Origin of the sequence: Streptomyces sp. NPDC090021 (assembly GCF_044748225.1) — a bacterium.
In the GTDB taxonomy this organism is placed as follows: Bacteria; Actinomycetota; Actinomycetes; order Streptomycetales; family Streptomycetaceae; genus Streptomyces.
Map to the genome: position 1 here is coordinate 125,002 of NZ_JBIVFO010000009.1, position 26,789 is coordinate 151,790.

The window sequence follows — 26,789 nt, forward strand, 5'->3', positions numbered from 1 at the left end:
TGGCAGGACCGTGACAATCGGAAGGCCGACTGCCACCCCCACCACGCGGCCATGATCAGGCCCGGTCGACCGGACACCCCCTACGCGGGCGTCGGCGGCACCCAGCCCGGAAGCGCCTCGGTGCGCGCCAGCCACTCGGCCGGCAGCACGGCGTCCCCCCGCGCGCCCAGCACTCCGCCGACGATCGCGCAGGTCGTATCGATGTCCCCGCCCACCTGGGCGGTGGTCCAGAACGCCCGCTCGTAGTCGTCCAGAGCCCGCGCCGCCGACCAGAGGGCGAAGGGCACGGTGTCGTGGGCGCTCGTGCGCCGCCCGCAGCCCAGCACGGCGGCGACGGTGGTCGCGTCGCCGTAGTCCAGCATGTCCCGGGCGCGCCGCAGCCCGGCGCCGACCGCACTGCGGGGTACGAGCGCGATCACCCCGTCCAGCAGATCGGCCGCCTTCGGCGGGGCATCCGTGCCCGCGGCCAGCGCGGCCGCCGCGGCGACGGCCATCGCCCCGCAGACCGCCTCGCGGTGCTGATGGGTCGTGTAGGCGGAGATCTCCGCCTGGTGCGTGGCCTGCTCCGGGTCGTCGGCGTACCAGGCACCCAGCGGTGCGATCCGCATGGCGGCGCCGTTGCCCCACGAGCCCTGCCCGTTGAACAGTTCGGCGGCCAGCGTGCGCCAGTCCTCGCCCTCCCGCACCAGACGAAGCATCCGGTTCACGGCCGGGCCGTAGCCCCGGTCGAAGTCGTGGTGGTGGGCGAAGGAACGCGCGAGCGCGTCCTGGTCGATCCGCCCGTGCGAAGCCAGCACGGCCACCACCGAGCAGGCCATCTCGGTGTCGTCGGTCCACTGCCACGTCTCGGTGCCGGCGGGCAGCTCCCGCCGCTTGAGCAGCGGGTAGTTCACGGGGACGAAGTACTGGGAGCCGAGGGCATCACCCAGTGCCAGCCCTCGGAGGCTGGCCATGGCGCGTGCGTAGCGCCGTTCGGGAGCGGAGTCAGGCGTCATCGCGGGTCACTCTAGCCGTCCAGGTCATAAGGCTCAGGTGTGGTCCACCGCTCAAACGGGCGGTCCATCCGGTACCGGCCATCGGGGCCCAGCAGGAGCATCCGGAAATCGCCGTTCCCCGGATTGGACAGGGCCTCGAATTCGGCCACCGACCAGTGGAACCAGCGCATGCAGAACAGCCGCATCGTCAGCCCGTGCGTCACCAGCAGCACGTTCTGGGGATGGTCCGGAGCCTCGAAACTGCGGTAGAGGCTCTCCAGGAAGGATCCGACCCGGTCGTACACGTCGGCCCCCGACTCGCCCTGCGCGAACCGGTAGAAGAAGTGCCCGTACGCGTCCCGGTACGCCTTCTGGAGCTGTACGTCCGCCCTGTCCTGCCAGTTGCCCCAGTCCTGCTCGCGCAGCCGCGGCTCCTCGCGCATCCGGACCCGTGTGGGGTCGAGCCTGAGCTCTCGGAAGGTCTGGAGGGTCCGCCGGTAGGGGGAGACGTAGGCGCTGATGCTCTCGTTGCCGAAGACCTCGCGCAGCCGGACGCCGGCCGCCGCTGCCTGCTCGCGGCCCTTCCGGGTCAGCCGCAGGGCGTGGTCGGGTTCCCTCTCGTACACCGTGTCGTCGGCGTTTCCCTCCGATTCCCCGTGTCGGACAAGGACGATGCGCCGTGGTCGAACCATCCCACGACCCTATTCGGCCACGGCCGGGCCGGCCGACCGGGCACGCCGGTCGACCTGGCGGTCGTCATACGGTCATACCGTCCAGGACGGTTCGAGGTCGACGACGTCACCGGTGAGGGCTTCGACGTCGGCCTGGATCTGGGCGCGCAGGGACAGCCTCTCGACCCGCTCCTGCCGGTACTTGCCGTGCTCGGCAGCGGCGTGCCACATGGAGAGGACCAGGAACTCTCGGCCCGGTGCCTCCCCGAAGAGGCCCCGGACCATCCCGGGCGAACCCGCCATGGCCGGGTTCCACACCTTCTCCTGCATGAGGGCGAAGTGGTCGACCCGGCCCTCCCGGACCCGGGTGTGCGCGACCCGGACGACGTCGGCGTCGGTGAAGCGCGGCTCGAAGCCGGTCTTCACGTCGAAGCGGTGGTCGAAGAGCGTGACGCGCAGGTCGGTGTAGGTGCCGTGCTGCGCGGCGGCCAGTCTGTCGTGCGAGCGCGCCATGAAGGAGTCGTAGAAGGACCGGCTCTCCCAGAACGCGAAGACATGCGCGACCCCCTGCCGGCCTCTGCTCCACCCGCCGCCCTGCCCCCGGAATCCCGGCTCGCCCGGCAGCCCCGCCCATTTTCGCTGCCCCCGCTCGAACCCGCGTCGGTCCGTCACCGTGCAGCGAATCCACTTGACCAGCACTGCGCCATCGTACGGGCCGGGCGCGGCCCCGGTCAGTCCCCGGCGAGGTACATCCCCACCAGTTCTTCCGCTTCCCGATCAGGCAGCCGAAGACCGAACTCCCGGTCGAGCACGGTGAGGATCTCGTCCGGGCCGACGAGCCTCCGCTCGGTCCTCCCGTCGGGGTGCAGCGCGGTCAGTTCCCGCCCGACGAGCGCCCGGCGGACGTCGTCGCCCGGGCGCTGGACGACGACCCGGCCGACGAAGGAGGAGTGGGGGTGACCAGAGCTGTAGTGGTTGAGCACGACGTAGTCGACGGGGTGGTACCGCTGCGGGGAGAAGGCGTACAGGTCCCGCCAGGTGTCCCCGCGCCGGAGACACAGCACGAGGACCCCGTCCTCCTCCTCGCGGATGCGGTACGTCCACTTCCCCTGCTCCACGTCGGCACCGGGGCGCCCCAGCGGAACCGGCTCGCAGGGTCCCTGGTGGCCGAACCCGGCATCGCACAGCCACTCCTCACCGTCGACCGTGACGACGAGGAGCGCATGGGTCACCGCGAGCAGGGCGTCCCCGCGGGTGCGGTTGCGGGCACCGCGCCCGGTGACCTCGAAGCCGATCCGCTCCAGGGCGGCGGCCGGCAGCGCGCCCTGTCCCTCCTGCACCAGGGCAAGGAGGTCCACAACGGGTCGATCGCCGCGGCCGTCCGGGGGGCCTTCGGCGATGTCCGGTTCACCGACCGCACCCGTGGCGGCGAACTCTTCGTCAGCCCTCTGATGTCCCTGTGCTTCGCCTTCGACCTGCCGGGCCTCGCCGCGCGCTGCCTCTACCTGGACCGCATCGAGGACAGCATCCCCCACTGACGGCGAACGCACGGAGGGGACCGGCCGTGGGCCGGTCCCCTCCGTGAACCGTGGGTCAGCGACCCGTGCGGACCACTCCGCCCGGTATCAGCTGCAGCCGCTGGTGGAGCCGCAGCCCTCGCAGATGTAGCAGGAGCCGGCGCGCTGCATCTTCGTACCGCAGGAGAAGCAGAGCGGGGCGTCCGCGGAGACACCGAGCTGCATCTCGACCAGTTCGGCGCTGCTGTGGGCCGTCTTCCGGTCCGGGACCGGGACCGCGACCGGGGCAGGCACCGACGGCACCGCGGCGAGCGGGGCCGACTGGGCAAGCGCCTCGGTGTCCACCTCCTCATCGAGCGGCTCGTAGGAGCCGGTCTCCAGGTGGCGCTGGCGCTCCTCGGCGGTGTGGATGCCGAGGGCCGAGCGGGTCTCGAAGGGCAGGAAGTCCAGTGCCAGGCGGCGGAAGATGTAGTCGACGATCGACTGCGCCATCCGCACGTCCGGGTCGTCCGTCATGCCGGCCGGCTCGAAGCGCATGTTGGTGAACTTCGAGACGTAGGTCTCCAGCGGCACGCCGTACTGCAGGCCGACGGAGACGGCGATCGAGAAGGCGTCCATCATGCCCGCGAGGGTCGAGCCCTGCTTGGACATCTTCAGGAAGACCTCGCCCAGGCCGTCGTCCGGGTAGGAGTTCGCGGTCATGTAGCCCTCGGCGCCGCCCACCGTGAAGGAGGTGGTGATGCCCGGTCGGCCCTTCGGGAGGCGCTTGCGGACGGGGCGGTACTCGATGACCTTCTCGACGGCGGCGCGGATGGTCTCCTCCGTCCTGGCGGTGACCTCCTCCTTCTCCTCCTCCTTCTTCTTGGCGGAGAGGGGCTGGCCGACCTTGCAGTTGTCGCGGTAGATCGCGAGCGCCTTGACGCCGAGCTTCCACGCCTCGAAGTAGATCTCCTCGATCTCCTCGACGGTCGCCGACTCCGGCATGTTGACCGTCTTCGAGATCGCGCCGGAGATCCAGGGCTGGATCGCGGCCATCATGCGGACGTGGCCCATCGGGGAGATGGAGCGCTCGCCCATGGCGCAGTCGAAGACCTCGTAGTGCTCGGTCTTCAGACCGGGGGCGTCGACGACGTTGCCGTGCTCGGCGATGTGGGCGACGATCGCCTCGATCTGCTCCTCCTGGTAGCCCAGGCGGCGCAGGGCCTGCGGGACGGTGCCGTTGACGATCTGCATCGAGCCGCCGCCGACGAGCTTCTTGAACTTGACCAGGGCCAGGTCCGGCTCGACACCGGTGGTGTCGCAGGACATCGCGAGACCGATGGTGCCGGTCGGCGCGAGGACGGAGGCCTGGGAGTTGCGGAAGCCGTTCTTCTCGCCGAGGCGCAGGACGTCCTGCCAGGCCTCGGTGGCCGCGGCCCAGATCGAGTTGTCCAGGTCGTCGGTGCGCGGGGCGACGGCGTTGGCGTCGGCGTGCTGCCTCATGACGCGCTTGTGCGCCTCGGCGTTGCGGGCGTAGCCGTCGTACGGGCCGACGATCGCGGCGAGCTCGGCGGAGCGCTTGTACGCGGTGCCGGTCATCAGCGAGGTGATCGAGGCGGCGAGGGTGCGGCCGCCGTCCGAGTCGTACGCGTGGCCGGTGGCCATCAGCAGGGCGCCGAGGTTGGCGTAGCCGATGCCCAGCTGGCGGAAGGCGCGGGTGTTCTCGCCGATCTTCTGCGTGGGGAAGTCCGCGAAGCAGATGGAGATGTCCATCGCGGTGATGACGAGCTCGACGACCTTGGCGAAGCGCTCGGCGTCGAAGGACTGGTCGCCCTTGCCGTCGTCGTTCAGGAACTTCATGAGGTTGAGCGAGGCGAGGTTGCAGGACGTGTTGTCCAGGTGCATGTACTCGCTGCACGGGTTGGACGCGGTGATGCGGCCGGACTCGGGGCAGGTGTGCCAGTTGTTGATCACACCGTCGTACTGGATGCCCGGGTCGGCGCAGGCCCACGCGGCCTCGGCGAGCTTGCGGAAGAGCGCCTTGGCGTCGACCTTCTCGATGACCTCACCGGTCATGCGGGCCCGCAGGCCGAACTCGGTGCCGTTCTCGACGGCCGTCATGAACTCGTCGTTCACGCGAACGGAGTTGTTGGCGTTCTGGTACTGGACGGACGTGATGTCGTCGCCGCCCAGGTCCATGTCGAAGCCCGCGTCGCGCAGGGCGCGGATCTTCTCCTCCTCCTTCACCTTGGTCTCGATGAAGGCCTCGACGTCCGGGTGGTCCACGTCCAGGACGACCATCTTGGCCGCGCGGCGGGTGGCGCCGCCCGACTTGATCGTTCCGGCGGAGGCGTCGGCACCGCGCATGAAGGAGACCGGACCGGAGGCGTTGCCGCCGGAGGAGAGGAGCTCCTTGGAGGAGCGGATGCGGGAGAGGTTCAGGCCGGCGCCGGAGCCGCCCTTGAAGATCATGCCCTCTTCCTTGTACCAGTCGAGGATCGACTCCATGGAGTCGTCGACGGACAGGATGAAGCAGGCGGAGACCTGCTGCGGCTGGGGCGTGCCGACATTGAACCACACCGGGGAGTTGAAGCTGAAGATCTGGTGCAGGAGGGCGTAGGTCAGCTCGTGCTCGAAGATCTCCACGTCCGCGGGCGACGAGAAGTAGTCGTGGTCCTCGCCGGCCTTCGTGTACGTCTTCACGATCCGGTCGATCAGCTGCTTCAGACCGGTCTCGCGCTGCGGGGTGCCCACCGCACCACGGAAGTACTTGCTGGTGACGATGTTGACCGCGTTCACCGACCAGAAGTCGGGGAATTCGACGCCGCGCTGCTCGAAGTTGACCGAGCCGTCGCGCCAGTTGGTCATGACGACGTCACGGCGTTCCCAGTTCACCTCGTCGTAAGGGTGCACGCCGGGGGTGGTGTGGATGCGCTCGATACGCAGGCCGCCCTTGGCAGCCTTGGTTCCCTTGGCGCGGGAACCACGTGCCGAGCTGCTCGCCGTCTCTGTCATGCCGCTGCCTCCCATATGCGGGCAAAAACGCCCTAAAGTGCCAGCGATATTCCGCGGCACAGTGCTGTGTCTCTGTATCTACGTCTCTTCGCGCGGCCGACCGGCCGCGGCCCGGTGCGGGAGCACCGTTCCGCGGGCAGCCCGGTCAGTCGGCGGCGGAGGCGGGCACGGGGACCGAACCGGTCCCGCCGTGCTCGCACTCTTCAGGGCGAGGCCGCCCTTCGCGGAGTTCCGCGATGGCGGTCTCGAAGTCTTCGAGGGTGTCGAACGCTTTGTAGACGGACGCGAACCGCAGGTACGCGACCAGGTCGAGCTCCTGCAACGGGCCGAGTATGGCCAGACCCACGTCGTGGGTGGTCAGCTCGGCGCTCCCGGTGGCGCGCACCGCCTCCTCGACCCGCTGGCCGAGCTTGGCGAGGGCGTCCTCGGTGACCGGCCGCCCCTGGCACGCCTTGCGCACGCCGGAGATGACCTTGGTACGGCTGAAGGGTTCGGTCACCCCGCTGCGCTTGATCACCATCAGCGAGGCCGTCTCCACCGTCGTGAAACGACGGGAGCAGTCGGGGCACTGACGGCGCCGACGGATCGACGTGCCGTCGTCCGTGGTGCGACTGTCGACGACACGGCTGTCGGGGTGCCTGCAGAAGGGGCAGTGCATGGTTCCCTCACCCTCCTTCTTGGCACGACCGAATCACCCCACGGAGCCCCTGAACAACAGAGAAGGACCCTGTCGGGGGCTCGCGGAGCAGCCACAAGCATATGCGATCCCGGGGGCCCCAGCGGACCCAGGGACCACAACTTCTGGGTGGCCGCGCCCATCCAACCACTAGATCTTGGGTTGCGGTGGATTTGGATACCTCTGCGTGTCGCAGCGTCCGATAGCCGGATACGAGGCCTCCCGGTGCCACACTGGGCACAGGGGCCGCACGGCCGCGACCCGACCGGGAAGGGTACCGTAAGCAGCGGAAGCCGGACCGAACCCGCGTTCGTCGATCCGTCGCCTATACACCCCGCGATTTACCCACGCAGGGCGATCTGCGATTTTTCACTCGAACGTGTGTTTGGCGCAACCTTTCGAAAGCAACTACCGTTGTCCAGCTAGGGAGAACATTTCGAGAGGGGCCGACGTGACCACCACAGCAGACAGTGCCGCCGCCATCACTGCCCAGAACCGCTCCCAGAGCCGACTCGAGCCGGTGCATGCCATGAACGACGCAAACCTGAACCCGGATGCGGACGCCGCCGTGCGTCCCGCGCGCTCGCTGCCAGGTCGACCTCCAGGCATCCGCGCCGACAGCTCCGGACTCACGGACCGGCAGCGGAGGGTCATCGAGGTCATTCGCGACTCCGTGCAGCGGCGGGGCTACCCGCCGTCGATGCGCGAGATCGGCCAGGCGGTCGGCCTGTCCAGCACGTCATCGGTGGCGCACCAGCTGATGGCCCTGGAGCGCAAGGGCTTCCTGCGCCGCGACCCGCACCGGCCCCGGGCCTACGAGGTGCGTGGCTCGGACCAGCCCAGCTCGCAGCCCACGGACACCACCGGCAAGCCCGCCGCCTCCTACGTTCCCCTGGTCGGCCGGATCGCGGCCGGCGGCCCGATCCTCGCCGAGGAGTCGGTCGAGGACGTCTTCCCGCTCCCCCGCCAGCTCGTCGGCGACGGTGAGCTCTTCGTCCTCAAGGTCGTCGGCGACTCGATGATCGAGGCCGCCATCTGCGACGGCGACTGGGTCACGGTCCGTCGCCAGCCCGTCGCGGAGAACGGCGACATCGTCGCCGCGATGCTCGACGGTGAGGCCACCGTCAAGCGCTTCAGGCGCGAGGACGGCCACGTCTGGCTCCTCCCGCACAACGCCGCCTACGCACCGATCCCCGGTGACGAGGCGACCATCCTCGGCAAGGTCGTCGCGGTCCTGCGCCGCGTCTGATCCCGCCCCTCCCCAGCCAGCCCCCGGGACCCACTGCGCCGGTCCCGGGGGTTGTTGTGTTCTCGGCGACCCGGCAGCCTCTGCTTCTGCTGCGCTTGTACTCGCGAGAGCTACTGGCCGTCCGCCTGGGCGGCGGCGTCGATCGCGGCCAGAGAGCGGCGGACCTGGTTGCGGTCGTTGGTGTACCAGAAATCCGGCAGCGTGGCCCGCAGGAAGCTCCCGTACCGGGCGGTGGCCAGGCGAGGGTCCAGGACGGCGACGACACCCCGGTCGCCCGAGGCCCGCACGAGCCGGCCCGCGCCCTGGGCCATCAGCAGGGCGGCGTGCGTGGCGGCGACGGCCATGAAGCCATTGCCCCCGTGTTCCTCCACCGACTTCTGGCGTGCGCTCATCAGCGGGTCGTCGGGGCGCGGGAAGGGGATCCGGTCCATGATCACCAGCTGGCAGCTGGGGCCGGGCACGTCCACGCCCTGCCACAGCGACAGCGTCCCGAACAGACAGGTCTTCGGGTCGGCGGCGAAGGTCTTGATCAGCTCGCCAAGCGTCTCCTCGCCCTGGAGGAGGATCGGGTTGCCGAGCCGACCGCGCAGTTCCTCGGCGGCCGCCTTGGCACCGCGCATGGAGGAGAAGAGCCCGAGAGTGCGGCCGCCCGCCGCCTCGATCAGCTCGGCGAGCTCGTCCATCATGTCGCCGCGGGTGCCTTCCCGGCCCGGCGTGGCCAGGTGCTTGGCGACGTAGAGGATGCCCTGCTTCGGATAGTCGAAGGGCGAGCCGACGTCCAGGCCCTTCCACAGGGGCACATCGTCCCCTTCGACGCCCTCCGGGGACAGTCCCAGGGACGCGGCGACGCCGTTGAAGTCACCGCCGATCTTCAACGTGGCGGAGGTGAGGACCACCGATCGGTCCTCGAAGAGCTTCTCGCGCAGCAGCCCCGACACCGACAGCGGCGCGACCCGGAGCGTGGCGCCGAAGCGGTCGTGGCGCTCGTACCAGACGACGTCGTACGCGGAGCCGTTCGTGATCCGCTCCGCCACCGAGTGGATGTTCTCCACCGCAGCCAGGGCCTGCTTGCGCACCGCGTCCTCGTCGTGGACGGACTTATCCCTGGTGGCCCCGATCGCGGAGATCACATTGCGCGAGGCGTCCCGCAGGGACATCAGGGCGTAACCGAGGTCCTCGGGGATCTCCTCCAGGCGGCCCGGCAGCGCCAGCTCCATGACGCGCTCGAAGGTCTCGGAGGCGGTCTGCAGCGCGTCCGCGATCTTCTCGTCGACCAGCTTGGCGGAGCGCTTCACGGCGCGGTTGACCTGGCCGGGGGTCAGTTCGCCGGTGGCGACCCCGGTCACCCTGGAGACCAGCTCGTGGGCCTCGTCCACGATCAGCACCTCGTGCTGCGGCAGCACCGGAGCGCCCTCGATGGCGTCGATGGCCAGCAGCGCGTGGTTGGTGACGACCACGTCCGCGAGCTTGGCCCGCTCGCGCGCCGCCTCGGCGAAGCACTCGGCTCCGTACGCGCACTTCGTCGCACCCAGGCACTCTCGGGAGGAGACCGAGATCTGCGACCAGGCCTTGTCGGACACGCCCGGTGTCAGGTCGTCGCGGTCGCCGGTCTCCGTCTCGTCGGCCCAGTCGCGCAGGCGCAGCAGGTCCTTGCCGAGCTTGCTCGTGGGGGTGGCCGCCTCGAACTGGTCGAAGAGTCCCTCCTCCTCGTCCTGCGGAGCGCCCTCGTGCAGGCGGTGCAGGCACAGATAGTTCGACCGGCCCTTGAGCATGGCGAACTGGGGCCGACGGCGCAGCTGCGGGTGCAGGGCCTCCACCGTCCGGGGCAGGTCACGCTCTACGAGCTGCCGCTGGAGGGCCAGGGTCGCGGTGGCCACGACCACGCGCTCGCCGTGGGCGAGGGCCGGCACCAGGTAGCCGAGGGACTTACCGGTACCGGTTCCCGCCTGGATGAGCCGGTGGGAGTTGTCGTCGATCGCTTCGGCGACGGCTTCGGCCATGGCCACCTGGCCGGGGCGCTCCGTACCGCCGACGGCGGAGACGGCGGCGTGCAGTAGGTCGGGGAGGGAGGGCTTCGTCATAGCACTGCCAACCCTACGGGGCTCCGCTGACAGCGGGCGCACACCGACGGGGATTCATGGCCGGTGGAGAGGGTTGGGCACGGTGCCGTACTGCACGGCGTGCGGGCGGTCGGGGCGGTCGCGGTAGCCGTCCTCATAGAGCCGGTTCCTGTTCAGGCACAGCCTCACGATGCGCTCGCCGAGCAGGTCGAAGAGCTCGTACCGCTCCTTGAGCTCGGGGAAGCGCGCCTGGTGGCGCAGGATCTCGTCCCTCACGAGCGACCAGAAATCGACCTCCGGGACGTCGAGGCGGTCCTCGCACAGGGCGGACAGGTAGCGGAAGACTCCGATGAACAGTCCGGAGTGGATGAACTGCGGCAGGAAGTCGGCGGGCTCGGTGAGGAGGACGGCCCGGACCTCGTCGGGCACGGAGGCCAGCTCGGGCAGCGGCTCGTCACTGATGTTGACGTCGTCCACGAAGTCCTTGACCGCCAGCCGGACCGGGACGTCGTGCTCGTCGAAGATCACGACGGCGTTCTCGCCGTGCGGCGAGAAGACCGTGCCGTAGCGGTAGAGGAAGTGGAGCAGTGGGGGCAGGACGGCCGCGAACAGCCTCCGGAGCCAGACGGTGGGTGTCAGACCGGAGCGGGCGACCAGTTCGGCGGCGAAGGACCGGCCGCGGGGGTCGGTGTGGAGCAGTGAGGCGAGCGTGCGGGCGCGTTCGCCCTCCTCCAGGAGACCGGTGAGGGGCTCGCGCCAGATCGCTCCGAGGAGTTCCTTGTACTGGTACGGGACCTCGGGGAGCCGGTCGTACACGGGGTGGCGGACGGTGACGGAGGCCACCTCTCCGAGCAGGACGACCCGGCATTCGTCGCGCAGGAAGGGGTCGCCGTCGCGGAGGGAGTGGATCCAGGCGGTGACGGCGGGGGCCGCGAGGGCGAGGTCGGAGGGCAGTCCGCGCCAGACCATGGTGTTGAAGACGGACAGCGGGAGCTTGACGCTGTGCCGGTCCGGTCGGCTGAGGTTGAGGAAGGTACGGATCGACTGCTGGGGCAGGCGGAGGTCCGGATCGACGGGGAGCGGAACGAGGTCGCCCGAGGCGAGCGCCGGGGCGAAGAGGGGGACGACGACCTCGTCCCACTGCCAGGGGTGCACGGGGAAGTAGAGGTAGTGCAGCGGGTCGAGGCCACGGTCGCGGAGGGTCCGGTCGAAGAGCGAACGCGTGGCCGGATCGAGCTCGGCGGAGTAGAGCCGGGCCGGGTCCTGCAGGCCGGCGGTGCCGCGGTAGGCGGCGAGCGAGGTGTGGGCGGCGAGCCAGGGCAGGCGCTGGCGGGCGCGGGCCTCGGGGGCCCAGGCCGCGGTGTCGGAGGCGGACAGTCCGATGCGGCCCTTGTTGAGGACCAGCCAGGGGTGGCCGGTCTGGTGGCCTTCGAGGGCCGCGTAGTCCAGGTCGGCGAGGACGTCGGCGGCGAGGGCGGTGTGGTCGAGCCGGGCGTCGGCGGCGAGGGTGGCGCTGAGCTCGCGGACGAGGTGGCCGAGGGTGGCTCCGTCTAGTCGGAGGAGGGTGCGGGCGCGGACGAGGAAGGCGTACGGGTCCCCGAAGGAGGTCGGGGCGGCCGGTGCGGGTGGGGGCGGTGTGAGCGTGATGGTGTCCGGTGCGACGTGCCAGCTGCCGTACACGCGGCGGCTGGCCCGGAAGCCGAGACTGCTGCCGTCGTCGAGGGTCAGCGTCCAGGCGTCTCCGGCGGCGGCTGGGGCGGGGACGGGGCGGATGATCTCCTCGTAGGCGAATTCGGCGAGCATCTTGGCGAGGAGCCTGCGGGCGGCGATGTCCCAGGTGGGGAGCGTGAGTTCGGGCGGCGTGCAGGGGTGCTGGGGCGACGGCGGCAGGACGGGATCCGTCGGGTCGGGGGCTGCTGGGAAATTCGGCACGGGACTCCTCGAAGATCGGGAACTTTGCTGCGCGGCGCAGAGTTTTCCAAGGGAGAGGTGCGAGCGACGACGACGGTCGGGGCGTGCGGGTACGGCGATCAGAGGAGATTGCGCAGGGCCTGCTCCCGGACCATCAGGGCGGCGCGCTTCTCGGGAAGGTCGATTTCCGCATGGCAGCGGAAGCCTGAGCTGAGGAAGGCCGATACGGAGGGGGTGTTGCGGATGTCCGGTTCCGCGACGACGCGTGTACAGCGGGGGCGGTTGTCGAGGACGAGGTCGGCGACGGCGCGGAGCAGAGCCGTGCCCAGCCCGCGGCCGCGGTTCGTGCCGTCTCCGATGAGCAGGTGGATACCCGTGTCGTGGGGGCGCGCCGGGTAGTGCCGGGAGAGCGGGTCGAGGTCGGCCCGGTAGATCTCCCAGTAGCTCATCGGTGTGCCGTCGAGGAGGCCGAGGCAGGGGATGCTGTCCCCGTCGCCGTCGAGCTGGGACCGCAGGTGTGCCGCGGTGACCGCGGCGGGCCCGTCGAGTTCCCAGTAGGCGGCCACCTCGGGGTCGTTCATCCAGCGAGTGAGGAGTTGCAGGTCTCGGCCCGGCCGTACGGGTTCGAGGCGGAAGACTCCGGCTCGGGTGGTGACGCTGCCCCAGGTGGCAGGTGAATCCAGCAGGTCGGCCTCGGCGAGGAGGGGCAGCAGGTCGGCGTTGAGGCGTGTCGCGGCGGTGGGCTGCACGAGGCCGAGGACGCCGAAGGCGTCGATGTCGTCCGGGGCGTCGAGACGGGGCTCGGCTGAAACGGCGGCGGTGTCCGTGAGGCGCATCGGGGGTCTCCTCCGCGTCGGGCGCCGACGCGTCAATCGTGAAGGGGGTTGGTGATGGTGACGTAGACGGACTGGGTGTCGACGGGGCCGACCAGCTCGTCGAGGCCGCCCAGGCGGGTGAGCAGGTTCGCCTTGCAGCGCAGGGTGGGCGAGTCGAGCAGCCGGGTGGGGAGCGGGCCGAGGCCCGCGGCCTTGGCCAGGAAGCGGCGGAATGCGGCCAGCAGGACGCGTTCGTCGGCGAGGCGCTGGGAGCCGAAGGCACCGATCAGGCCGAGCACGTTGTTGATGCCGAGGTAGTAGGCGAAGCGTTCGTCGGTCACGGAGTCGGAGACGAAGGTGTCGCTGCGGCTGCCGATGCCGGGGAGCCTCTGCTCCAGTTCCGCGCGGCGGGATGCGCGGAAGTAGTAGCCCTGGTTGTCGCGGTACCGGCCGCCGGCCGGCCAGCCGGCGGGGTCGAGGAGGACCAGCGTGTTCTGCTGGTGCGCTTCGAGGGCGATACCGGCGAGCGCGTCGAAGGCGAGGACGGGAAGGACCACGTGGTCGAGGTAGCGCAGGAACCACTCGGCGGCAACGGCTGAAGTGGTGTGTCCGGTGGCGGAGGCGAGACCGGTGACGATCTCGGCGAGACGGGAGCTCATGGTCGTCCGGCCGGGCCATGGGCGGGGGGAGGTGAGTGCGGCGATGCAGACGGCGTCGTCGCCCGGGCGGAAGGGGTTGTGACGGAGCAGGGCGTCGAGGCCGGGGACGGGGGTGCCGTCCGGAGCATCCACGGCCACCCAGGCCGGGTCGCGGACGATGTCGAAGCGGGGATGGGCCGCCTGCCACTGCTCGGCGAGGCCGGTGCGGAGCAGCCGGTGCACCTCGACGCCGCGGTGGAGTTCCTTGCGGAGGTTCTCGCGGCGGGAGTTGGTGATGCGCAGGGCCAGGGAGAGCTTGAGCATCGCGGGGACGCCGGGCCGGTGGACGGTGCGGACGGAGGAGGTCGGGTACCAGGCCTCGCCGTGCGGGCCCAGGTCGTGCAGGAGTCCTGCGTCGCGGAGGGCGGTGACGGACGGACGTTGGAGGAGGTCTCGGGCCTGCCAGGGGTGCAGGGGAAGGGGGGTGGTGCCGTCGGGCAGCGGCAGTCCGGGGGCGAGCCGGCCGAGGAGTTGCGGTGCGGAGACAGGGCGGCCGCGCTCGGTCCAGGCGGATTCGGTGGCGAGCGCGGAGGGGGCGACCGCGAACCAGTGCAGGGGGAAGGAGCCGTGGAGTTCGGGTGAGTAGCGGCGTGCTTCGGCTTCGGAGAGTCCTTCACGGCTCTTCGGGTCGGGCTGGAGGGGGTGACCGAGCAGGAGCGACTGTTCGGCGGTGAGGAAGCGGTCCGCGCAGGCGGGGGCCGGGGCGGTGGGGCGCTCTCGGCGGTCGGCGACGAACTCGGTGGTACGGCGCACCGAGTCGGCGACCCGGCCGACGAGGTCGGCGCTGCCGCGACCGTCGCCCACGCCCTCGCGGGCGAGGAGTGCGGCAAGGGTGACGGCGTCCAGGCAGGGCGCGGTGGGGGCCGTGCTTTCGAGGCGGGCGGGGCCGAAGCGGTGCCAGCCCGTGTGGGACCAGTGGCGTACGCCGACCAGCACGGCGGTGCCGGACGCGGGAAGGGGGATGCGCAGCGGGCTCCCGGCGGGGCCGTCGGGGCGGTGGAGTCCGGATTCGCGGACCCAGCACCGGAGCAGGTTCTCCACGGCCGCGGCCTCGGCGGCGCGGGCCGGGTCGGGGTCGTCCAGCGGGTCGGGGCCGGCGATCGGCTCCGGTCGGATGAAACCCGGCCAACCGGTGCGCGCTCTGGGGGTGCCGTCCTTCTGGCGGGGCACGGTGGCGGTGGCCCCGGCGTCGGCCGGGCCGGGCTGCGGGGACAGTGTGCCGGGTGCGGCCTCCGGGCTCAGGGGGAACTCGGTCGTGTGCCCGTCGGCGTGGGCGGCGGCATCGGAGCGGTGTCCAGGGGCCGGTTCGGCCGAGGGGGTGCGCGGGTCGGCCGGGCCGGGCTCCGGGTCCGACGCCGGAACGTACTCCGCGCCCCGGGCCGTGGTGGGGGCCGATGTGCCGCCGGCCGGGGCGGGCCGTGGCGGGGCAGGTTCTCCTACGGGGCCGGCGGCGGGCGTCGCGGATGCGGGACCGGGGTCCGGTGACGGCTGCCCCGAGGCGGCGGGCGCGGGCTCGGGCCGCGGGGTGGCCGTGCGGACCGGGTCGGGCTGCTGCTGCGGCTGCGGCTGCGGCTGCGGGGGCGCCTGCCATTCGAGGGCGGCGGGCAGGGAGACGGCGGAAGCCGGGTCGTCGGGAAGGGGGTTGGACCGGATCGGGGTTGTCGGGGTGATGGGAGTGGTCGGGGTGGACTGGTGCGGCTCGGGCATCGCGGGTCCTCGGGTGGCAGGTCAGCGGGTCCGGCGGGCGGCGGCCGGGATGGCGTCGGCCAGGCGGTCGAGGACCGCCCCGGCCTGCTCGTCGGTCAGGGTCAGCGGTGGGAGCAGGCGTACTACGGCGCCGTGGCGGCCGCCGAGTTCGACGATCAGGCCGCGCTCCAGGCACTCCTGGCGGACGGCCGCGGCGAGAGCCGGTGCGGCGGCCCCGGTGTCGGGATCGACGAGTTCGAGGCCGATCATCAGGCCCCGGCCCCGGACGTCCCCGATGCAGGGGTGGCCGGAGGCCAGAGCGCGCAGGGCCGTCAGCATCCGGTCACCGAGGACGCTGGCACGTTCCGCGAGCCGGTTCTCACGGACGAAGGCGAGCGTGGCGGTGCCGGCTGCCATGGCGAGCTGGTTGCCGCGGAAGGTCCCGGCGTGGGCGCCGGGGGACCACATGTCCAGGCCCGACCGGTACACGATCACCGCGAGGGGCAGGCTGCCTCCGATCGCCTTGGACAGGACCATCACGTCGGGCACCACCCCGGCGTGGTCGACGCCCCAGAAGGCTCCGGTCCGGCCGACCCCCGTCTGCACCTCGTCGGCGATGAGGGGGATGCCCCTCGACGCGGTGATCTCCCGCATGCCGCGCAGCCAGGCGTCCGGGGCGGGGTTGACCCCGCCCTCGCCCTGGACGGGTTCGACGATCAGGCCCGCGGGGAGGGGGATACCGCCCTTGGGGTCGTCGAGCAGGTTCTCCGTCCAGCGCGCGGCGAGTTCGGCTCCCTCCTTGCCCCCGACGCCGAACGGGCAGCGGAAGTCCTGCGGGTAGGGAAGCCGGGTCACCCGGGCCTCGGCAGCACCTCCCGAGGCTTCCAGGGCGCCGGCGGTCATGCCGTGGTACGCCCCGGTGAAGGCGAGCAGTCCGGATCGCCCGGTCGCGGTGCGGACCAGCTTCAGGGCGGCTTCCACGGCGTCCGTGCCGGCGGGCCCGCAGAACTGGATGCGCGCGTCGGCGGCCAGTTCCGGCGGCAGGTTGGCGAACAGTTCCGTGGTGAAGGCGTCCTTGACCGGTGTCGCGAGGTCCAGCACGTGCAGCGGCGCACCCGAGTCGAGGACACCGCGGACGGCTTCCAGCACCACGGGATGGTTGTGTCCGAGCGCGAGGGTGCCGGCGCCGGAGAGACAGTCGAGGTAACGCCGGCCGTCGGCCCCCTCGATGGTCAGTCCGCGGGCCCGGACCGGGACGATGGGCAGGGACCGGGCATAGGTCCGGGCGGCGGACTCCCGCTGCGCCTGTCGGCGCAGGATGCCGTCGTGACCTGCTGCGCGGGCGCTCTGCTTGGGCACTTGGGGCGTCGCTCGCGGCGGGCTGTGTGTCGCGGCCGCCGCCCCGGCCGGCTCGGTGAAAGCCACGAATGCCGCTCCTCCCACACTGACTGCGCTTGCGGATTGCCCTTCGGACACCGACGCTCCCCCATCCCCCGTACGTACCAACGACGGTGACGGCGACGGATCACGGGTGGACGCAAGATCCTTGGTACTCAAGATGTGAGCAAAAGGAACCGCTGCCCCGGGCTGTGTCGTCCAAGGCGGCAGCGGCATAGTGGGGGGCTCCACCCCAAGCCTCGAACCTCCAGGGGGACGAACGACATGCGACCGAACCGACCGGTCACCGCGACGCTGTGCGCGGCCGCCCTCGTGCTGACCGCCGCTGCCTGCGGCCCCGGCGACGGGGAGGCCGGCAGCGACGCCAAGCCGACCGTGGCGGCGAGCCTGCCGAACGCGGACGGGATAAAGATCCCCGACCAGCTCAAGGAAAAGCTCAAGGAACGCGGCATCGACCTGGAGAAGTGGAAGGGGGGTGAGTGGAAGAACTGGCAGCAGGAGGACTGGCTCCGCGAGGCGGGGGACTACATCAACCCGATCATCGAGGACCTCTGGAACCCCGACCGCATGCGCGACGCCGAGCAGCCGCAGCGTCCGTCGGTCGACCCGGACGCGGGCAAGGACCAGGGCGTCACCGACCCGACCCCGGTGCCGGTCGCGGCCAGGCCCGCCAACGCGCCCTACCACCGGAGCGTGCCGGAGTCCGGCAAGGTCTTCTTCGACGGCCCCGAGGGCTCGATGGTCTGCTCGGCGACCGTGGTCAAGGACCCCGCGCACCCCGGCAAGTCGAACATGGTCTGGACGGCGGGCCACTGCGTGCACGCCGGCAAGGCGGGCGGCTGGTACCGCAACATCGCCTTCGTCCCCTCCTACAACAACGCGGGGAAGCCGTCGGCGCAGCTCAAGGGCGCGCCCCGCGAGCAGGTGGCCCCGTTCGGCGTGTGGTGGAGCGACTGGGCGCAGACCTCCGACCAGTGGATCGCGACCGGCGGTCCGACCGGCGGCGCGGGCGCTCCGTACGACTTCGCCGTGCTGCACGTGACGCCCGAGAAGGGCAGCGGCAAGTCCCTTGAGGAGACGGTCGGTTCGGCTCTCCCGGTGGAGTTCACCGCCCCCGCCGTGCCGAAGGTCGCGAGCCTGACGGCGACGGGCTACCCGGCGGCGGCCCCGTTCGACGGCCAGAAGGCCTTCCAGTGCACGGACAGGCCGGGCCGGCTGACCCTGAGGGCGAACGAGCCGGTGATGTACCGCATCGGCTGCACCATGACCGGCGGCGCCTCCGGCGGCGGCTGGGTCGCGACGGGCGCCGACGGCAAGCCGACGCTGGTGTCGAACACCTCGATCGGCCCCGCCAAAGCCGGATGGCTGGCCGGACCGCGGCTGGGCCCGGAGGCGAAGGGCATTTTCGACGCCGTCAGCCGCAAGTTCAAGTAGTCCCCGCTCCGTACCGCCGCTTTCCTCGTACCGCCCCGCCCCGCCCCGGAGCGGTACGAGGACGGGAGCAGGTGCGGGAGTGGGAGCAGGAGCAGGAGCGGGAGCGAACGGCCGAGGGCCCCCTGCAGCCGCAGGGGGCCCTCGAACATCACGCCGTCATGCCCACACCGTCAGGTGGCGGGCAGCGGCCCGGCTACTGCTTCGCCAGCGCGTACGGCGCCAGGTCCGCCGCCAGTTCCTGGTGGACGCGCACCTTGAGCAGGGTGCCCTCCGGGGTGTGCTCCTCGGAGATCACCTCGCCCTCGGCATGCGCCTTGGCGACGAGCGAGCCGCGCGTGTAAGGCACCAGGGCCTCCACCTCGACTTCGGGTCGCGGCAGCTCGGAGTCGATGAGCGCGAGGAGTTCCTCGATGCCCCTGCCCGTCCGCGCCGAGACGGCGATGGAGTGCCGCTCGATGCGCAGCAGCCGCTGCAGAACGAGCGGGTCCGCGGCGTCCGCCTTGTTGATCACCACGATCTCGGGCACGTCGACCGCGCCGACCTCGCGGATCACCTCGCGCACCGCCGCCAGCTGCTCCTCCGGCGCCGGGTGCGAACCGTCGACGATGTGCAGGATCAGGTCGGAGTCGCCGACCTCCTCCATCGTGGAGCGGAAGGCCTCGACGAGGTGGTGGGGCAGGTGTCGGACAAAGCCGACCGTGTCGGCCAGGGTGTAGACCCGGCCGCTCGGCGTCTCGGCCCGGCGCACGGTCGGGTCGAGGGTGGCGAACAGGGCGTTCTCCACCAGGACGCCCGCGCCCGTGAGGCGGTTGAGCAGCGAGGACTTGCCCGCGTTGGTGTAGCCGGCGATGGCGACCGAGGGCACCTTGTTGCGGCGCCGTTCCTGCCGCTTGATGTCGCGGCCGGTCTTCATCTCCGCGATCTCCCGGCGCATCTTCGCCATCTTCTCGCGAATCCGTCGCCGGTCGGTCTCGATCTTGGTCTCACCGGGACCTCGGGTGGCCATGCCGCCACCGCCGCCGCCACCCATCTGCCGGGACAGCGACTGACCCCAGCCGCGCAGTCGCGGCAGCATGTACTGCATCTGTGCGAGCGCGACCTGCGCCTTGCCCTCACGGGACTTGGCGTGCTGGGCGAAGATGTCGAGGATCAGGGCGGTCCGGTCGACCACCTTGACCTTGACGACGTCTTCGAGGGCGATGAGCTGGCCGGGGCTGAGCTCACCGTCGCAGACGACGGTGTCGGCTCCGCTCTCCATGACGATGTCCCGCAGCTCGCGGGCCTTGCCGGAACCGATGAAGGTCGCCGGGTCCGGCTTGTCGCGGCGCTGGATGACGCCGTCCAGTACGAGAGCACCCGCCGTCTCGGCGAGGGCGGCGAGTTCCGCGAGGGAGTTCTCCGCGTCCTGCACCGTGCCGGAGGTCCAGACACCGACGAGGACGACGCGCTCCAGGCGGAGCTGTCGGTACTCGACCTCGGTGACGTCTTCGAGCTCGGTGGAGAGGCCGGCCACGCGGCGCAGGGCCGCGCGCTCGGAGCGGTCGAACTGGTCGCCGTCCCGGTCTCCGTCGATCTCGTGGCTCCAGGCGACGTCCTCTTCCATCAGGGCATCGGCCCGAAGGCTCTCGGTGAAGCTCTGCGGGTCACGCATCTCGGATGCGTCCCGCGCGTCCTGGGAAGGGGAAGAAGAGGAGGTCATTGGATCCTTACGTCGATTCGAATAGCAGTGTCACGTCCGGCGGGGACACGGTAGCTGTCTCGTCCAACGTGTCACACTGTCCGGGGATTCCCCGAACGGACCCGTCGATGGTGACATGCCCGTTCCTCGGCGGTCACACCCTTTTCCCGGCGGGCTCGGCCCTGCCCGGAGCGGCCGTGCCCGGAGCGGCCGTGCCCGGAGCCGCCGTGCCCGGAGCCGCCGTGCGGGGCGCGGCCTTGTCCGCCGCCGGGGCGCTCCACTCCGGGTGTCCCGGCATCGGCGGGGTCTTCGCCCCGTACAGCCACGGCTCCAGGAAGGGCCCCAGGTCGCGGCCCGCCTCCTGCGAGGCCAGGCGTACGAAGTCCGCCGTGCCCGCGATCCCGTCCCGGTACTCCGCCACCCAGCGCCGTTCGATCCGGTCGAAGGCGGCGACGCCGATCTCCTGTCGCAGTGCGTAGAGGATCAGCGCGGAGCCGTCGTAGACCACCGGCCGGAACAGCCCGATCTTCTCGCCGGGCGCTGCCGCCTTCGGGGCGGCCGGTGGGCCGCCCGCCGCCCGCCACTGGTCGGAGCGTTGGTACGCCTCGCGCATGCGCCGCTCCAGGGAGTACTTGCCGAGCCCGTCCGCGTACAGGGCCTCGTACCAGGTGGCGTGTCCCTCGTTGAGCCACAGGTCCGACCAGGTCCGCGGGCTCACGCTGTCGCCGAACCACTGGTGGGCGAGCTCGTGGACCATGACCGCCTCGACGTACCACTCGGGGTAGCCGTCGCCGGAGAACAGGCTGCTCTCGAAGAGCGAGAGGGTCTGTGTCTCCAGTTCGAAGCCGGTCGTGGCCCGGGCGATCAGCACCCCGTAGTTCTCGAAGGGGTAGCGGCCGACCCGCTCCTCCATCCACGCGATGTGGCCGGCGGTCTTCTTCAGCCAGGGATCGAGCCGCTGCCGGTCGGCCGCGGGCACCACGTCGCGCAGCGGCAGCCCGTGCGGGCCGGTCCCGTGCACGACGGCGGAGCGGCCCACGGAGACCTGGGCCAGCTCGGTGGCCATCGGGTGCCTGGTGCGGTACGTCCACGTCGTCGAGGCGCCCGTACGCCGGGCCGGTCCCGCCTGGAGCCCGTTGGCGACGGCCGTGAGCCCGGCGGGGGCGTTGATCCGGAAGGTGAAGAGGGCCTTGTCCGCGGGGTGGTCGTTGCAGGGGAACACGCGGTGGGCGGCGTCCGCCTGGTTGGCCATGGCCAGACCGTCCTCGGTGGGCACCCAGCCGCCGTCCCCGCGGCCGCGCGGGTCGCTGGTGTGCCGGACGGTGATGCGCAGCGCGCCGCCCTCGGCGACCGCGCGCGGCGGGGTCAGCACGAGGTCCTCCCCCACGCTCTCGAACCGTGCGGGCTCTCCGTTGACCTCGGCGGACGCCACCTTTCCGTGGGTGAAGTCCAGGTTGATCCGCTCCAGCGGCTCCAGCGCCCGGGCGTCGATGACGGTGACGGCGTCCAGCGGGGTCCGGTTGTCCTTGTACGTGAAGGACAGGTCATACGAGAGCACGTCGTAGCCGGGGTTCCCGAGCTCGGGGAAGAGCCGGTCGCCGATGCCCAGGGGCTTCGGCGGGGGCAGTACCGCGGCGACGAGGGTGAGGGAGGCCGCGGCGAGCAGGGCGGCGCGCAGGCGGGGCGAGGAGGGCTGCATCCACCACCGCTTACCAGTGCCCGCCGCGGGGCCGTGCACGGCGCGCGACGGGTCCACCCGAACGGGACCTTCCGGGGGCCGCCCCCTACGCCCGGCTGACGTCGTACACGCCCGGCACGTCCCGCATGGCGCGCATCAGCGCGGGAAGTCCGGCCGCGTCGGGCAGCTGGAGGGTGTAGGTGTGCCGGACCCGTCCCTCGACCGGTGGTTCGACGGTCGCGGAGACCACCTCGACGCCCTCGCGGGCGATGGCCTCGGTCAGGTCGGCGAGCAGATGGGGGCGGCCGAACGATTCAGCGAGCAGCGTGACCCGGCAGTCCGCCGTGGCCCGCCAGTGCACGGCGACGGAGGTCCGGCCCACGGCGCGCATCTGCGCCACGGCCGCGCACTGGACGCGGTGCACGGTGACGGCTCCGCCGCGGACCAGGAAGCCGGCCACGGCGTCCGGCGGGACCGGGGTGCAGCACCCGGCCAGCCGTACGGTGGCGTCGGGCAGGTCGGCGACGGCGTTGGCCCCGCCGCCCCGGGCTCCGACGACCGACAGGGGCGCCCGCGCGGCCGTGGTGGTGGCCATGGCGCGGTCGGGATGGGCGTCGAGCCAGCTGCTGATGGCGATACGGGCGGCGGGCGTCCTGGCGTGGTCCAGCCATTCGGCGGCGGGTCCGGAGGAGGTGTCCTGCGCGAGCAGCAGCTGGACGGTGTCCCCGTCGGACAGCGAGGAGGACAGGGAGGTGAGGCGCCCGTTGACGCGGGCGCCGACACAGCCGTGGGCCGCCGCGCCGTGCTGCGCGTAGGCGGCGTCGATACAGCTGGCTCCGGCCGGCAGGCCCAGCGTGCCCCCGTCGGCCCGGAACACGGTGATCTCCCGGTCCTGCGCCAGCTCGGCACGGAGCACGGTCCAGAAGGTGTCGGGGTCGGGCGCGGACTGCTGCCAGTCGAGCAGCCGTGAGAGCCAGCCGGGCCGGGTCGGGTCGGCCCGCTCCTCGTCCGGGTCGGCGGCGGCGTCCGGGGTCGCGGTGGCATCCGGGGGCGCGGTGGCGTACGGGTTGCCGAGCGCGACCACGCCGGCCTCGGCGACGCGGTGCATCTGCCGGGTCCGCACGATGACCTCGGCCACGTAGCCCTCGGGCGTGGCCACGGCGGTGTGGAGCGACTGGTAGAGGTTGAACTTGGGGGTGGCGATGAAGTCCTTGAACTCGGAGACCACCGGGGTGAAGCAGGTGTGCAGCTCGCCCAGGACGGCGTAGCAGTCGGCGTTCTCGCCGACGAGGATGAGGATGCGTCCGAAGTCGGAGCCGCGCAGCTCGCCGCGGGTGCGGGAGATCCGGTGCACGGATACGAAGTGTCGTGGCCTGACCTGTACTTCGGCGGCGATGCCGGCCTCGCGCAGGACGGTCCGCACGGAGTCGGCGATGCCGGGCAGCGGGTCGCTCTCGCCCGCGTGGGCGGCGATGAGGGCGCGGGTGTTCTCGTACTCCTCGGGGTGCAGGATCGCGAAGACGAGGTCTTCCAGTTCGGTCTTGAGGGCCTGCACACCGAGCCGTTCGGCCAGCGGGATCAGGACGTCGCGCGTGACCTTGGCGATGCGCGCCTGTTTCTCGGGGCGCATCACGCCCAGGGTGCGCATGTTGTGCAGCCGGTCGGCGAGTTTGATCGACATCACGCGGACGTCGTTGCCGGTGGCGACGAGCATCTTGCGGAAGGTCTCCGGCTCGGCGGCGGCACCGTAGTCGATCTTCTCGACCTTCGTGACGCCGTCGACGATGAAGCGGACCTCGTCGCCGAACTCGGCGCGGACCTGATCGAGGGTCACGTCGGTGTCCTCGACCGTGTCGTGCAGCAGAGAGGCCGTCAAGGTGGTTGTCTCTGCGCCCAGTTCGGCGAGGATCAGGGTAACGGCGAGCGGATGTGTGATGTACGGCTCACCACTTTTTCGCATCTGGCCGCGATGGGAGCTCTCCGCGAGGAGATAGGCACGCCGCAGAACGGACATATCGGCGTCCGGGTGGTGGGCGCGATGAGCCTCGGCGACATGGCCGATCGCGTCCGGGAGCCGGTCCCGGGACGTCGGCCCGAGCAGGGCCGCGCGCCCGAGCCGACGCAGATCGAGCCTGCTCCGGCCCCGTCTGCGGAGCTCAGGGCGCGCTTCGGGGTGTGCTTCGGGGTTCGTGGCCTCTGCACTCATGGACACCTCCGGCGGCTTCGACCGGCGGTGGTGGGCATGGGGTGCGCCCTCAGGGCCGGTGCCTGATGTTACCGACCCCACCACGTGGCGCAGTCCACCTCTCGCGCAGCGTGAAACGGATCACCCATTAGAGGGAAGCTTCAGGAGAAAGCCGTTTCGGTGAGCCAGGCCTCGTCGAACGTGCCCGCGGCCACGATCACGGCCGGCCCGGTCATGTCGATCCGGCCGTCGGGGTGTTCGGTGATGACGAGCGTTCCGCCGGGGAGGTCGACGGTGTACGTGGCCGGTTCGCCGGTGGTGGCGGGGTTCGCACCGTCGCGGCGGATGGCGGCCACGGCGACGGCGCAGGCGCCGGTGCCGCAGGAGCGGGTCTCGCCGGAGCCGCGCTCGTGGACGCGCATGGCGACGTGCCGGGGCCCGCGGTCGACGACGAATTCGACGTTCACACCCGTCGGGTAGGCGGACGCCGGGCTGAACGGCGGAGCGGTGAACAGGCTCCCGGCGTCGTCGAGGCTGTCGACGAACGCGACCGCGTGCGGGTTCCCCATGTTCACGTTGACGGCGGGCCAGCTGCGCGCTCCGACGCTGACGGTGACCTCGCCCTCGGGGAACACGGCGCGGCCCATGGAGACGGTGACGTCGCCGGCCTTGTCGAGGTGCACGTGCTTGACTCCGCCCCGCGTGGCGACGGCGAGGTCACCCGGTTCGACGTACCCGGCGTACTGGAGGTAGCGGGCGAAGACGCGCACGCCGTTGCCGCACATCTCGGCGACGGAGCCGTCGCTGTTGCGGTAGTCCATGAACCACTCCGCCTCGTCGGCCAGGTGCGCCGCCTCGGGGTGCGCGGCGGACCGGACGACGTGGAGGACGCCGTCGCCGCCGATGCCGGCGCGCCGGTCGCAGAGCTTCGCGACGGTGGACGCGGGCAGCTCGATGGCGTTGTCCGGGTCCGGGACGATCACGAAGTCGTTCTCGGTGCCGTGGCCCTTGAGGAAGGTGAGGGTGGTCTGCGTCACCCGCCCATCGTACCGAGCACCTGCTCAGAGCCGCCGTGCGGCCCGTCGGCGGTCATCGGGACCCGTGATCGGTCGCCGGGCCCGGAAGCCGTCGGCGGGCGGCGGGCGGAGATCGGCGGGCGCAGGTCAGCGGAGCCGGGCGACCCGGTACACGGCGAGGCCGACGACGACGATCGCGACCACGGCGTACAGCGCGGCCATGCGCCAGTCGGCCCGGCGACCGCTCCCGCGGGCCGGGAGGCCGGGCCAGGTGTAGCCGACCCGCCGGGCCGCCATCATCCCCCAGCCTCCGGCGCAGCAGCTGATCAGGAACCCGAGCATGGCGACCACGGCTCCGCCGTCGCCGAACTCGAAGGCGAGGGGGAAGGCGAACATCAGCGAACCGGCGGCGGCGAGCATCACGATGGGGGCGATCTGCCACACGCGCAGGCGGCGCTGCGGTCGCAGTTCGACCTCGAACGCGGGTCCGGCGGCCGCCTCTGCCTCGGCGGTGTCCGGGGCATCCGGGCCGTCGGGGGTCAGCCGCGCGGGGTCGGCGGGCAGCCCGAGGCCCGCGGTCCCGTCCGTCCCGTCGAGAAGCATCGGGTCCGCTTCCCTTCGGGTGTCGTCCCGCCCGGTGTCGCGAGGGCCGGCCTCCATCGCCACGCGCCCTCCCCACTCGGACTCAGTACGCCGCCATGCACCGCAGGTGATCGCACCTGCTGGAGTTTGATGATGGCACGCCCCCGACCCCGCTACGGGCGCCCGGGGCTTCCCGATGCCATCACGTGATCAGGCTGTAACCGCTCGTTCGACCAACGACTCGGCGAGCCCGGGGAGTTCCGCCCGGTCCGCGGCGGCTCCGCTGAGCCAGTGGACGCGCGGATCACGGCGGAACCAGGAGTCCTGACGGCGGGCGAACCGCTTGGTCGCCCGGACCGTCTCCGCCCGGGCCTCGTCCTCGGTGCACTCGCCGGCGAGCGCGGCGAGCACCTGCTGGTAGCCCAGCGCCCGGGAGGCGGTGATGCCGTCCCGGAGCCCGCGGGCCTCCAGCGCGCGGACCTCGTCCACCAGCCCGTCCTCCCACATCCGGTCGACGCGGAGCGCGATCCGCTCGTCGAGCTCGGGCCGGGCCACGTCGACGCCGATCTGGACGGTGTCGTAGACGGACTCGTGGACGGGCAGGTTCGCGGTGAACGGCTTGCCGGTGATCTCGATGACCTCCAGCGCGCGGACGATGCGGCGGCCGTTGCTGGGCAGGATGGCGCGGGCGGCCTCCGGGTCGGCGGCGGCGAGGCGGGCGTGCAGGGCGCCGGGGCCGCGCAGGATGACCTCTTCCTCCAGCCGGGCGCGGACCTCGGGGTCGGTGCCGGGGAACTCCATGACGTCCAGGGCGCCCCGGACGTACAGGCCGGATCCGCCGACGAGGACGGGGGTGCGGCCCTCGGCGAGCAGTCTGTCGATCTCCAGGCGGGCCAGCCGCTGGTACTCGGCGACATTGGCGGTGTCGGTGACGTCCCAGATGTCGAGGAGGTGGTGCGGGACACCGCCGCGCTCCTCGGTCGTCAGCTTGGCGGTGCCGATGTCCATCCCCCGGTACAGCTGCATGGAGTCGGCGTTGACGACTTCGCCGTCGAACCGGCGTGCCAGGGCTACGCCCAGGTCTGACTTTCCTGCCGCGGTGGGACCGACGACGGCGATGACCCGCGGGGCGGGGGCTGCTTTCCTCACCGACCCAGTCTCTCAGCCCCCGGTCAAGACACGTCCATGTACCCGATCGAGCTACGTGACGGGCCCGGAGGGGGATCGTTGCCCTGGCGAGGTTCCGGCCGGGCGCACGCCGTGCGCACGCCCGGCGCGGACCGGTTCGGCCACCGCGGAACTTCACTCACACGCGTAACGTTACGGGAGTAGACATGGGCGTTTTTGATCGGTTTTTTCGTCGCAAGGGCGAGGCCGTGACCGAGGAGGTCGCGGCCGCGGCTCCGGCGGCGGAGTCCGGTGCGGCCGGCGAGGCCGCAGCTGCTGTCGCGGAGAGCGAACCGGTGGAAGCCGTGGAGATTCCGAAGCAGCAGTCGGCCGAGGTGGCCGCGGACAGTGAGGCCGGCGAGAGCGCCCGTACGTAGCGAACGCCAACGGAAGGTGACCC

General features: G+C 71.6%; 20 protein-coding genes. 3 read left to right on the plus strand and 17 right to left on the minus strand.

Annotation, left to right across the window (positions count from 1 at the left end):
* Nucleotides 1-80: 80 nt before the first annotated feature.
* The 6 genes from ACIPXC_RS09320 to nrdR form a co-directional block, all read right to left on the minus strand.
* On the minus strand, nt 81-995 hold the full coding sequence (locus ACIPXC_RS09320) for an ADP-ribosylglycohydrolase family protein (RefSeq protein ID WP_401615176.1): 915 nt from the start codon (nt 993-995) through the stop codon (nt 81-83).
* An 11-nt stretch (nt 996-1,006) separates the two neighbouring features.
* Nucleotides 1,007-1,666: a histidine phosphatase family protein gene (locus ACIPXC_RS09325; protein WP_401615177.1), complete on the minus strand. Its 660-nt coding sequence runs from the start codon at nt 1,664-1,666 to the stop codon at nt 1,007-1,009.
* A 72-nt stretch (nt 1,667-1,738) separates the two neighbouring features.
* The gene (locus ACIPXC_RS09330) at nt 1,739-2,344 is read right to left on the minus strand and encodes a YdbC family protein (protein WP_063838155.1); all 606 of its coding nucleotides are present in this window, start codon (nt 2,342-2,344) and stop codon (nt 1,739-1,741) included.
* Nucleotides 2,345-2,376: 32 nt separating this feature from the next.
* Nucleotides 2,377-3,003 (minus strand): arylamine N-acetyltransferase, encoded by a 627-nt coding sequence (locus tag ACIPXC_RS09335; protein ID WP_401615179.1) that lies wholly within the window; start codon nt 3,001-3,003, stop codon nt 2,377-2,379.
* A 267-nt stretch (nt 3,004-3,270) separates the two neighbouring features.
* The gene (locus ACIPXC_RS09340; protein WP_401615181.1) at nt 3,271-6,156 is read right to left on the minus strand and encodes a vitamin B12-dependent ribonucleotide reductase; all 2,886 of its coding nucleotides are present in this window, start codon (nt 6,154-6,156) and stop codon (nt 3,271-3,273) included.
* A 145-nt stretch (nt 6,157-6,301) separates the two neighbouring features.
* Nucleotides 6,302-6,814 (minus strand): transcriptional regulator NrdR, encoded by a 513-nt coding sequence (nrdR, locus tag ACIPXC_RS09345; RefSeq protein WP_386454616.1) that lies wholly within the window; start codon nt 6,812-6,814, stop codon nt 6,302-6,304.
* A 469-nt stretch (nt 6,815-7,283) separates the two neighbouring features.
* Here nrdR and lexA point away from each other — a divergent pair, with 469 nt between their 5' ends.
* On the plus strand, nt 7,284-8,081 hold the full coding sequence (gene lexA / locus ACIPXC_RS09350) for a transcriptional repressor LexA (protein WP_401615183.1): 798 nt from the start codon (nt 7,284-7,286) through the stop codon (nt 8,079-8,081).
* Nucleotides 8,082-8,191: 110 nt separating this feature from the next.
* Here the strand turns inward: lexA and ACIPXC_RS09355 are convergent, their stop codons facing one another.
* The 5 genes from ACIPXC_RS09355 to ACIPXC_RS09375 all read right to left on the minus strand — a co-directional run bounded on the left by ACIPXC_RS09355 (nt 8,192) and on the right by ACIPXC_RS09375 (nt 16,676).
* Entirely contained in the window at nt 8,192-10,162 is a 1,971-nt protein-coding gene (locus tag ACIPXC_RS09355) for an ATP-dependent DNA helicase (protein ID WP_401615185.1), read from the minus strand.
* A 54-nt stretch (nt 10,163-10,216) separates the two neighbouring features.
* Nucleotides 10,217-12,073: an IucA/IucC family protein gene (locus tag ACIPXC_RS09360; protein ID WP_401615187.1), complete on the minus strand. Its 1,857-nt coding sequence runs from the start codon at nt 12,071-12,073 to the stop codon at nt 10,217-10,219.
* 98 nt (nt 12,074-12,171) lie between these two features.
* Complete coding sequence (locus tag ACIPXC_RS09365; RefSeq protein WP_401615189.1) at nt 12,172-12,888, minus strand: GNAT family N-acetyltransferase; 717 nt, start codon at nt 12,886-12,888, stop codon at nt 12,172-12,174.
* A gap of 32 nt (nt 12,889-12,920) precedes the next feature.
* Nucleotides 12,921-15,272 (minus strand): IucA/IucC family protein, encoded by a 2,352-nt coding sequence (locus tag ACIPXC_RS09370; RefSeq protein ID WP_401615191.1) that lies wholly within the window; start codon nt 15,270-15,272, stop codon nt 12,921-12,923.
* A 21-nt stretch (nt 15,273-15,293) separates the two neighbouring features.
* Nucleotides 15,294-16,676, minus strand: a complete 1,383-nt coding sequence (locus tag ACIPXC_RS09375) for a diaminobutyrate--2-oxoglutarate transaminase family protein (RefSeq protein WP_401615193.1) — start codon at nt 16,674-16,676, stop codon at nt 15,294-15,296.
* 237 nt (nt 16,677-16,913) lie between these two features.
* Here ACIPXC_RS09375 and ACIPXC_RS09380 point away from each other — a divergent pair, with 237 nt between their 5' ends.
* The gene (locus ACIPXC_RS09380; protein WP_401615195.1) at nt 16,914-18,083 is read left to right on the plus strand and encodes a trypsin-like serine peptidase; all 1,170 of its coding nucleotides are present in this window, start codon (nt 16,914-16,916) and stop codon (nt 18,081-18,083) included.
* Nucleotides 18,084-18,276: 193 nt separating this feature from the next.
* Here ACIPXC_RS09380 and hflX read toward each other — a convergent pair whose 3' ends face one another.
* The 6 genes from hflX to miaA all read right to left on the minus strand — a co-directional run bounded on the left by hflX (nt 18,277) and on the right by miaA (nt 26,371).
* Nucleotides 18,277-19,782, minus strand: coding sequence for a GTPase HflX (hflX, locus tag ACIPXC_RS09385; protein ID WP_401615197.1), 1,506 nt, complete (start codon nt 19,780-19,782; stop codon nt 18,277-18,279).
* A gap of 133 nt (nt 19,783-19,915) precedes the next feature.
* Nucleotides 19,916-21,460 (minus strand): M1 family metallopeptidase, encoded by a 1,545-nt coding sequence (locus ACIPXC_RS09390; protein ID WP_401615285.1) that lies wholly within the window; start codon nt 21,458-21,460, stop codon nt 19,916-19,918.
* A gap of 85 nt (nt 21,461-21,545) precedes the next feature.
* Nucleotides 21,546-23,645: a RelA/SpoT family protein gene (locus tag ACIPXC_RS09395; RefSeq protein ID WP_401615199.1), complete on the minus strand. Its 2,100-nt coding sequence runs from the start codon at nt 23,643-23,645 to the stop codon at nt 21,546-21,548.
* 140 nt (nt 23,646-23,785) lie between these two features.
* Nucleotides 23,786-24,661 (minus strand): diaminopimelate epimerase, encoded by an 876-nt coding sequence (gene dapF, locus ACIPXC_RS09400; protein WP_401615201.1) that lies wholly within the window; start codon nt 24,659-24,661, stop codon nt 23,786-23,788.
* A gap of 126 nt (nt 24,662-24,787) precedes the next feature.
* On the minus strand, nt 24,788-25,300 hold the full coding sequence (locus ACIPXC_RS09405; protein ID WP_401615287.1) for a hypothetical protein: 513 nt from the start codon (nt 25,298-25,300) through the stop codon (nt 24,788-24,790).
* Nucleotides 25,301-25,432: 132 nt separating this feature from the next.
* Nucleotides 25,433-26,371, minus strand: coding sequence for a tRNA (adenosine(37)-N6)-dimethylallyltransferase MiaA (gene miaA / locus ACIPXC_RS09410; protein ID WP_401615203.1), 939 nt, complete (start codon nt 26,369-26,371; stop codon nt 25,433-25,435).
* A gap of 227 nt (nt 26,372-26,598) precedes the next feature.
* Between miaA and ACIPXC_RS09415 the strand changes: the two genes are divergently transcribed.
* Nucleotides 26,599-26,766, plus strand: a complete 168-nt coding sequence (locus tag ACIPXC_RS09415; protein ID WP_401615205.1) for a gliding motility protein — start codon at nt 26,599-26,601, stop codon at nt 26,764-26,766.
* Nucleotides 26,767-26,789: the final 23 nt, after the last annotated feature.

What these genes read in the sequence shown, in the direction of transcription:
- ACIPXC_RS09355 (WP_401615185.1), bottom strand. Translation starts at nt 10,162, where the DNA reads ATGACGAAGCCCTCCCTCCCCGACCTACTGCACGCCGCCGTCTCCGCC.
- ACIPXC_RS09320 (WP_401615176.1), bottom strand. Translation starts at nt 995, where the DNA reads ATGACGCCTGACTCCGCTCCCGAACGGCGCTACGCACGCGCCATGGCC.
- nrdR (WP_386454616.1), bottom strand. Translation starts at nt 6,814, where the DNA reads ATGCACTGCCCCTTCTGCAGGCACCCCGACAGCCGTGTCGTCGACAGT.
- ACIPXC_RS09380 (WP_401615195.1), top strand. Translation starts at nt 16,914, where the DNA reads ATGCGACCGAACCGACCGGTCACCGCGACGCTGTGCGCGGCCGCCCTC.
- ACIPXC_RS09365 (WP_401615189.1), bottom strand. Translation starts at nt 12,888, where the DNA reads ATGCGCCTCACGGACACCGCCGCCGTTTCAGCCGAGCCCCGTCTCGAC.
- hflX (WP_401615197.1), bottom strand. Translation starts at nt 19,782, where the DNA reads ATGACCTCCTCTTCTTCCCCTTCCCAGGACGCGCGGGACGCATCCGAG.
- ACIPXC_RS09405 (WP_401615287.1), bottom strand. Translation starts at nt 25,300, where the DNA reads ATGGAGGCCGGCCCTCGCGACACCGGGCGGGACGACACCCGAAGGGAA.
- ACIPXC_RS09325 (WP_401615177.1), bottom strand. Translation starts at nt 1,666, where the DNA reads ATGGTTCGACCACGGCGCATCGTCCTTGTCCGACACGGGGAATCGGAG.
- ACIPXC_RS09395 (WP_401615199.1), bottom strand. Translation starts at nt 23,645, where the DNA reads ATGAGTGCAGAGGCCACGAACCCCGAAGCACACCCCGAAGCGCGCCCT.
- ACIPXC_RS09370 (WP_401615191.1), bottom strand. Translation starts at nt 15,272, where the DNA reads ATGCCCGAGCCGCACCAGTCCACCCCGACCACTCCCATCACCCCGACA.
- ACIPXC_RS09340 (WP_401615181.1), bottom strand. Translation starts at nt 6,156, where the DNA reads ATGACAGAGACGGCGAGCAGCTCGGCACGTGGTTCCCGCGCCAAGGGA.
- ACIPXC_RS09390 (WP_401615285.1), bottom strand. Translation starts at nt 21,460, where the DNA reads ATGCAGCCCTCCTCGCCCCGCCTGCGCGCCGCCCTGCTCGCCGCGGCC.